At 69.0% G+C, this 8407-nt stretch carries 1 protein-coding gene; it reads left to right on the top strand.

All coding sequences use genetic code 11. The features are described from left to right. Positions 1–5: 5 nt before the first annotated feature. Positions 6–8407, top strand: an 8402-nt coding sequence (locus ABH925_RS26760; RefSeq protein WP_370151616.1) for a type I polyketide synthase, incomplete at its 3' end; no start/stop codon positions are given.

The raw sequence follows: 8407 nt of genomic DNA, 5'->3' as shown, positions 1-8407 counted from the left end.
CCCCGATGAACGAAGACAAGCTGCGCGACTACCTCAAGCGCGTGACGGTCGATCTGACCCGGGTCCGGGAGCGGCTGCAGGAGGTCGAGTACAAGGCCCAGGAACCGATCGCGATTGTGGCGATGAGTTGTCGGTATCCGGGTGGTGTGGGGTCGCCGGAGGATTTGTGGCGGTTGGTTGCTGAGGGTGGGGACGGGGTGGGGGCGTTCCCGTCGGATCGTGGGTGGGATCTGGAGAACTTGTATCACCCGGATCCGGATCATCGGGGGACGACGTACTCGATGGAGGGTGGGTTCCTGTACGACGCTGCGGAGTTCGACCCGGAGATGTTCGGGATCTCGCCGCGCGAGGCGCTGGGCATGGACCCGCAACAGCGCCTTCTGCTGGAGGCCTCCTGGGAGGGTTTCGAGCGCGCCGGTATCGACCCGGAGTCCCTGCGCAGCAGCCGGACCGGGGTCTTCGTCGGCGTGATGTACAACGACTACGGCGCCCGGCTGCGGGAGATCCCCGAAGGCATGGAGGGGTACGTCGGCAACGGCAGTGCGCCGAGTGTTGCCTCGGGTCGGATTTCGTACACGTTCGGTCTTGAGGGTCCGGCGGTGACGGTGGATACGGCGTGTTCGTCGTCGTTGGTGGCGTTGCATCTGGCGGTGACGGCGCTGCGGCGTGGTGAGTGCTCGCTGGCGCTGGCGGGTGGTGTGACGGTGATGTCCACGCCGGGTACTTTCGTCGGCTTCAGCCGGCAGCGGGGGCTGTCCCTGACCGGTCGCTGCCGGGCGTTCTCGGACGATGCGGATGGTACGGGGTGGGGTGAGGGTGTTGGGTTGTTGTTGGTGGAGCGGTTGTCGGATGCGCGGCGTCTTGGGCATCCGGTGTTGGCGGTGGTGCGTGGGAGTGCGGTGAATCAGGATGGTGCGTCGAGTGGTTTGACGGCGCCGAATGGTCCGTCGCAGCAGCGGGTGATCGGGGCGGCGTTGGCGTCGGCTGGGTTGTCCGCCACTGAGGTGGATGTGGTGGAGGCGCATGGTACGGGGACGTCGTTGGGTGATCCGATTGAGGCTCAGGCGTTGTTGGCGACGTATGGGCAGGGTCGTGATTCGGGCAGTCCGTTGTGGTTGGGGTCGGTGAAGTCGAATGTGGGTCATACGCAGGCTGCTGCGGGTGTGGCGGGTGTGATCAAGATGGTGCAGGCGATGCGGGCTGGTGTGCTGCCCAAGACGCTGCATGTCTCGGAGCCCTCGACGCATGTGGACTGGTCGGCGGGTGCGGTGGAACTGCTGACGGAGGCTCGGGTCTGGCCGGAGGTGGACCGTCCGCGGCGTGCGGGTGTCTCGGCGTTCGGTGTGTCGGGGACCAATGCGCACGTGATCCTGGAGCAGGCGCCCGAGGCTGAGGCTGACGTCGAGGTGGCTGTCTCGCCGCTGACGGTGGTGCCGTGGGTGCTGTCGGGGCGTACGGAGGAGGCGTTGCGGTCGGCCGCGGGTCGGTTGCGGGACTCGGCTGGCGAGTTGGATCCGGTGGATGTGGGGTTTTCGTTGGCGTCGGGTCGTGCGGCGCTGGAGCATCGTGCGGTGGTGCTGGGTGGGGGTCGTGAGGAGTTGCTGGCCGGGTTGGGTGACCTGGCGGTGCGTGGTGTGGTGCGTTCGGGTCGGTCGGCGGTGTTGTTTACGGGTCAGGGTGCGCAGTGGGCGGGGATGGGGCGTGAGTTGTATGCCGCGTTTCCGGTGTTCGCGGCTGCGTTGGACGAGGTGTGTGCGGAGTTCGGGTCTGGCTTGCGTGAGGTGATGTTCGGCGGGGTGGGTTTGGATGAGACGGGGTGGACGCAGCCGGCGTTGTTCGCGTTCGAGGTGGCTGCGTACCGTCTGGTCGAGTCTTGGGGTGTGGAGGCCGACTATCTGCTCGGGCACTCGATCGGTGAGTTGGCGGCGGCGTATGTGGCGGGGGTGTGGTCGCTGTCGGATGCGTGTCGGGTGGTGGCTGCGCGGGGTCGTTTGATGCAGGCGTTGCCTGCGGGTGGTGCGATGGTCGCGGTTGAGGCGAGCGAGGACGAGGTGCTGCTCGTGCTCACCGACGGGGTGAGTATCGCGGCGGTCAACGGTCCCACCTCGGTGGTGGTTTCCGGTGACGAGGACGAGGTCGACCGTATCGCCGCGCACTTCACCGGGTCTGGTCGTCGTACTCGGCGTCTGCGGGTGAGTCATGCGTTCCACTCCTCCCGGATGGACGCGATGTTGGACGATTTTGCGGCCGTCCTGGAGGGTGTTGAGTTCTCGCGTCCGCGGATCGGTGTGGTGTCGAATGTGACAGGTCGTCTGGCCACAGCTGATGAGCTGATGTCTCCCGTGTACTGGGTGTCCCAGGTCCGTCGGGCGGTTCGCTTTGCTGATGGTGTGGGTGAGTTGGTGGAGCGTGGGGTGACGCGCTTCGTCGAGGTCGGGCCTGACGGGGTGCTCACGGCTCTGGCAGCGGAGTTGGCCGAGGGGACGGTGGTGGCACTTGCCCGTCGTGACCGTGAGGCGGAGCGTACGGTGCTGGAGGCGCTGGGGCGGTTGTACGTTTCGGGGGCCCGGGTGGACTGGGTTGCGGTGATCGGCGGCGGTCGACAGGTCGATCTGCCGACTTATGCCTTCCAGCACCAGCGCTACTGGCTCGACAACCCGATCGACGGCGGAGACCCGACAGCCCTCGGTCAGCGGGCGGTCGACCATCCGCTGCTGGCCTCCGCGATCAGCCTGGCCGACGGCGACGGCTATGTGTTCACCAGCCGCCTGTCCGTCATCGACCAGCCCTGGTTGGCCGATCACGCGGTCCTCGGCACGGTACTGCTCCCGGGGACAGCGTTCGTCGACCTCGCCCTGCGCGTGGCCGAGATGCTGGACTGCGACCAGGTCGAGGATCTGGCCCTGGAGGCACCGCTCGTCGTCCCGGCGTCCGGCGGGGTCCAGCTGCAGCTGGCCGTGGGGGTTCCGGACGCGGACGGGGCCAGGGAGCTCACCGTCCACTCCCGGGTGGACGGATCGGACGACCCCTGGGTTCGGCACGCCACCGGCCGCATCGCCCCTGGCGTACGCGAGGACGCCCCTGACCTGGTGATCTGGCCCCCGGCCGATGCTCAGCCGCTGTCCGTCGACGGACTGTACGAGGCGTTCGCCGAGGCCGGGCTCGGCTACGGGCCTGCCTTCCAGGGGCTGCAGGCCGCGTGGCAGCGCGGCGGGGAGCTGTTCGCCGAGGTCGCCCTGGCCGAGCAGTTCCAGGTGGACGCCTCACGCTTCTGTGTCCATCCGGCGCTGCTCGACGCGGCCCTGCACGTCCTCGCTTTCGCCGACCAGGACGGTAGCGCAGCCAACGCCCTGCCGTTCGCCTTCCGGGGCGTCTCGGTACAGGCCACCGGCGCCGTCGCGCTTCGGGTCCGGCTGACGATGTCCGCGCCCGACACGGCGTCGCTCGACCTCGCGGACCACTCCGGCCGCCCGCTCGCCTCCGTCGCAGCCCTCATGCTGCGTCCGGTCACCGCCGCCCAGCTCGGGTCGGGCCAGGACGCGCTGTTCAGGATCGACCTGACGCCCGCCCCGGCCGGGGCGCAGCAGCCAGTCGGCCGGGTCGCCGTCCTCGGTTCCGATCCGCTCGGCGCCGGGGAGGTTCTGCGAGCGGCCGGTGCGGACGTGGCTCAGCACCCGGACCTCGCCGCCCTGACTGGTGCACTCGACGACGGTGCCGAGCTGCCCGGCGTGATCCTCATCCCCGCCGCCGGGCTTGGCTGCTCCGTGTCGGCGGACGAGCCGGACCACCGTTCGGATGAGGTCGACGCGGCCGCCGACGCACACCGAACCAGCCGTCAGGCCCTGGCCCTGATCCAGGCCGTCCTCCGCGACGGACGGCTGGAGTCGACGCGCCTGGTCTTCCTCGCGTCGGACCCCGACTCGGACGCGGCCCGGGCCTGCGCCACCCTCACCGGGCTGGTGCGATCCGCAGACTCCGAATACCCGGGCCGGTTCGCTGTCGTGCAGCTCGGTACCGACGAGTCCGACCTCGCGAGTCTTCCCGCGGCGCTGGCCTGCGCCGAACCGGTCGTCACGGTGCGTGCCGGCGCGGTGCTCGTGCCACGTCTCGCCCGGGCGGGCGCGGAGAGCACCGAGGCACCGTCCGCGAGCTGGAGCCCGGACGGCACCGTCCTGGTGACGGGTGGAACCGGTGGTCTGGGCGCACTGATCGCCGAACACCTGGTCTCCCGGCACGGCGTGCGGCACCTGCTCCTGACCAGCCGGCGCGGCCAGGACGCGCCAGGCGCAGCACAGTTGGCCGAGACACTGACGGGATTTGGCGCGCAGGTCACCATCGCGGCCTGTGACGTCGCGGACCGCTCCGCTCTCGCCCGCCTGCTCGCCGCCATCCCCGCCGAGCACCCGCTGCGCGGCGTGGTCCACACGGCGGGCGTCACCCACGACGCGATGCTGCCCTCGCTCACCGCGGAGACGCTCGACTCGGTCCTTCGGCCCAAGGTCGACGCCGCCGTCCACCTCGACGCGCTGACCCGTGACGCCGACCTCACCGCCTTCGTCCTCTACTCCTCGCTGGCGGGAACCCTCGGCGGTGCCGGCCAGGCCGCGTACTCCGCCGCCAACACCTACCTCGACGCGCTGGCGCAGCGCCGTCGTGCTGCCGGACTCCCCGGCCTCTCGCTCGCCTGGGGCCTGTGGGAGCAGACCAGTGGGATCACCGCGAAGCTGAGCAACGTGGACCGGCAGCGGATGGCGCGCAACGGTCTCGACCCGCTGCCCTCCGAGGAGGCCCTGAGTCTCTTCGACCGGGCCTGTACTGCGGACGCTCCCGTGCTCGCCCTTGCCAGGCTGAGGATCGAGAAACTGCGCGCCCAGGCGGTCGTTCCGGCCGTGCTGCATGGCCTGACCGGTCGACCCGCCCGGCGCGGCGGGCGCTCGCTCGGGTCCGGCACCGATGACGTTCTTCGCCAGCGCCTGATCACCATGGCGCCGGCCGACCGGGAACGCGCCATGCTCCGGCTCGTCCGGGCGGAGGCGGCCACCGTTCTGGGCCACACCAGTGCCGACGCAGTCGACTCGGAGCGCGGCTTCCTGGAGTCCGGCTTCGACTCGCTCACCGTCCTCGAACTGCGCAACCGGCTCGCGGCGGCCACCGGACTCAGCCTGCCCGCGACGCTGCTCTTCGACCACCCGGTGCCGCGCCGCCTCGCCGCGCATCTGTTGGAGCGCCTGCTGGCGGACAGTGCCACCAGGGCAATAGCCACCCGGCCGGAGACCGGTGCCGGTTCCACTGTGGCTGGTGCCGATGACGAACCGATCGCGATTGTGGCGATGAGTTGTCGGTATCCGGGTGGTGTGGGGTCGCCGGAGGATTTGTGGCGGTTGGTTGCTGAGGGTGGGGACGGGGTGGGGGCGTTCCCGTCGGATCGTGGGTGGGATCTGGAGAACTTGTATCACCCGGATCCGGATCATCGGGGGACGACGTACTCGATGGAGGGTGGGTTCCTGTACGACGCTGCGGAGTTCGACCCGGAGATGTTCGGGATCTCGCCGCGTGAGGCGCTGGCGATGGATCCGCAGCAGCGTCTGCTGCTGGAGACCTCCTGGGAGGTACTGGAGAACGCCGCCATCGACCCCGCCACGCTGCGGCAGAGTCGGACCGGTGTGTTCGTCGGCGTGATGTACAACGACTACGCCTCGCGGCTGCGCGAGGTGCCGGACGGGCTGGAGGGGTACGTCGGCAACGGGAGTGCGCCGAGTGTTGCCTCGGGTCGGATTTCGTACACGTTCGGGTTTGAGGGTCCGGCGGTGACGGTGGATACGGCGTGTTCGTCGTCGTTGGTGGCGTTGCACCTGGCGGTGACGGCGTTGCGGCGCGGCGAGTGCTCGCTCGCGCTCGCCGGCGGCGTCACGGTGATGTCCACGCCGGGTACGTTCGTCGGCTTCAGCCGGCAGCGCGGCTTGGCGGCGGACGGCCGTTGCAAGGCCTTCTCGGACGATGCGGATGGTACGGGGTGGGGTGAGGGTGTTGGGTTGTTGTTGGTGGAGCGGTTGTCGGATGCGCGGCGTCTTGGGCATCCGGTGTTGGCGGTGGTGCGTGGGAGTGCGGTGAATCAGGATGGTGCGTCGAGTGGTTTGACGGCGCCGAATGGTCCGTCGCAGCAGCGGGTGATCGGGGCGGCGTTGGCGTCGGCTGGGTTGTCTGCGGCTGAGGTGGATGTGGTGGAGGCGCATGGTACGGGGACGTCGTTGGGTGATCCGATTGAGGCTCAGGCGTTGTTGGCGACGTATGGGCAGGGTCGTGATTCGGGCAGTCCGTTGTGGTTGGGGTCGGTGAAGTCGAATCTGGGTCATACGCAGGCTGCTGCTGGTGTGGCGGGTGTGATCAAGATGGTGCAGGCGATGCGGGCTGGTGTGCTGCCCAAGACGCTGCATGTCTCTGAGCCCTCGACGCACGTGGACTGGTCGGCGGGCGAGGTCCAGTTGCTGACCGAGGCTCGGGTCTGGCCGGAGGTGAATCGTCCGCGCCGGGCCGCAGTGTCCGCGTTCGGAATCTCGGGGACCAACGCGCACGTGATTCTGGAACAGGTGACCGAGGCTGATGTTGAGGTGACCGCCTCGCCGCTGTCGGTCGTGCCGTGGGTGCTGTCGGCGCGTTCGGAAGAGGCGTTGCGGGCCGCGGCGGGCCGGTTGCGGGAGTCCGTGACGGATGTGGATCCGGTGGATGTGGGGTTCTCGTTGGCGTCGGGTCGTGCGGCGTTGGAGTATCGGGCGGTGGTGGTGGGTGCGGATCGTGAGGAGTTGCTGGCCGGTCTTGACCGTCTGGGTGATGGGTCGGGTCCGGTGGGTGCTGGGGTGCGGCGTGAGGGCTCATTGGCGGTGTTGTTCACGGGTCAGGGTGCGCAGTGGGCGGGGATGGGGCGTGAGTTGTATGGGGCGTTTCCGGTGTTCGCGGCTGTGTTGGATGAGGTGTGTGCGCAGTTCGGGTCTGGCTTGCGTGAGGTGATGTTCGGCGGGGTGGGTTTGGATGAGACGGGGTGGACGCAGCCGGCGCTGTTCGCGTTCGAGGTGGCTGCGTACCGTCTGGTCGAGTCGTGGGGTGTGGAGGCCGACTACCTTCTGGGTCATTCGATCGGTGAGTTGGCGGCGGCGTACGTGGCGGGGGTGTGGTCGCTGTCGGACGCCTGCCGGGTGGTGGCTGCGCGGGGTCGGTTGATGCAGGCGTTGCCTGCGGGTGGTGCGATGGTCGCGGTTGAGGCGACCGAGGACGAGGTGCTGCCCGTGCTCACCGACGGGGTGAGTATCGCGGCGGTCAACGGTCCCACCTCGGTGGTGGTTTCCGGTGACGAGGACGAGGTCGAGCGCGTCGCCGCGCACTTCACCGCGATCGGCCGCCGTACCCGGCGTCTTCGGGTGAGTCATGCGTTCCACTCCGCGCGGATGGACGCGATGCTGGACGACTTCCGTGCGGTGCTTGAGGGCGTTGAGTTCTCACATCCGCGGATCGACATCGTGTCGAATGTGACAGGTCGTCTGGCTACGGCTGATGAGCTGATGTCGCCGGCGTACTGGGTGTCTCAGGTTCGTCGGGCGGTTCGCTTCGCTGATGGTGTGGGGGTGTTGGTGGAGCGTGGGGTGACGCGCTTCGTGGAGGTCGGACCTGACGGGGTGCTGGCCGCATTGACGGCTGACCTGGTCGACGGGACAGCTGTGTCCATCGCCCGGCGTGAGCGTGAGGCGGAGCGGACCGCGCTGGAAGCCCTGGGACGGCTGCATGTGTCCGGGGTTCGGGTGGACTGGGCTGCGGTGATCGGTGGCGGTCGGCGGGTGGAACTGCCGACGTATGCCTTCCAGCGCGAGCGGTACTGGCTCGACGCGCCGAGCGTCACCGACGGAGATCTCCAGGATCTCGTGGATGGCCAGGACTTGGCGCTATTGGGTGTGGAGTTGGGTTTGGGTGGTGGGGTGTTGGAGGAGGTGGTTCCGGCGTTGTCGGAGTGGCGTCGCCGGCGCGTGGAGCGCGGGCGGGTGGGGTCGTGGGTGTACCGGGAGGTGTGGAGGGAGATCGGGACGATCGCCGAGTCCGGAGAGGCTGTTCCTCCCGCCGGGGATTGGCTGGTCGTGGCGACGGAGGGGGCTGATGCGTCTGAGGTGGTTGTGGGCCTGGGCGCCGGAACGCGGTTGGTGACTGTGGATGGGGGGGCGGATCGCGCGGCGGTGGCGAAGGCGCTGGAGGGTGTTGCGGGCGCTGGGAAGCTTGCTGGGGTTGTGTCGTTGGTGGCGCTTGGTGCGGTGGATGCGGTGTTGTCGACGTTGGTGGTGGTGCAGGGGTTGGGTGATGTGGGTGTGGGTGTGCCGTTGTGGGTGGTGACGCAGGGGGGTGTGTGTGCGGTTGAGGGTGATGTGGT

Source organism: Streptacidiphilus sp. EB129 (assembly GCF_041262645.1).
Taxonomy (GTDB): Bacteria; Actinomycetota; Actinomycetes; order Streptomycetales; family Streptomycetaceae; genus Streptacidiphilus.
This window is presented reverse-complemented; position numbering and strand designations above follow the sequence as displayed.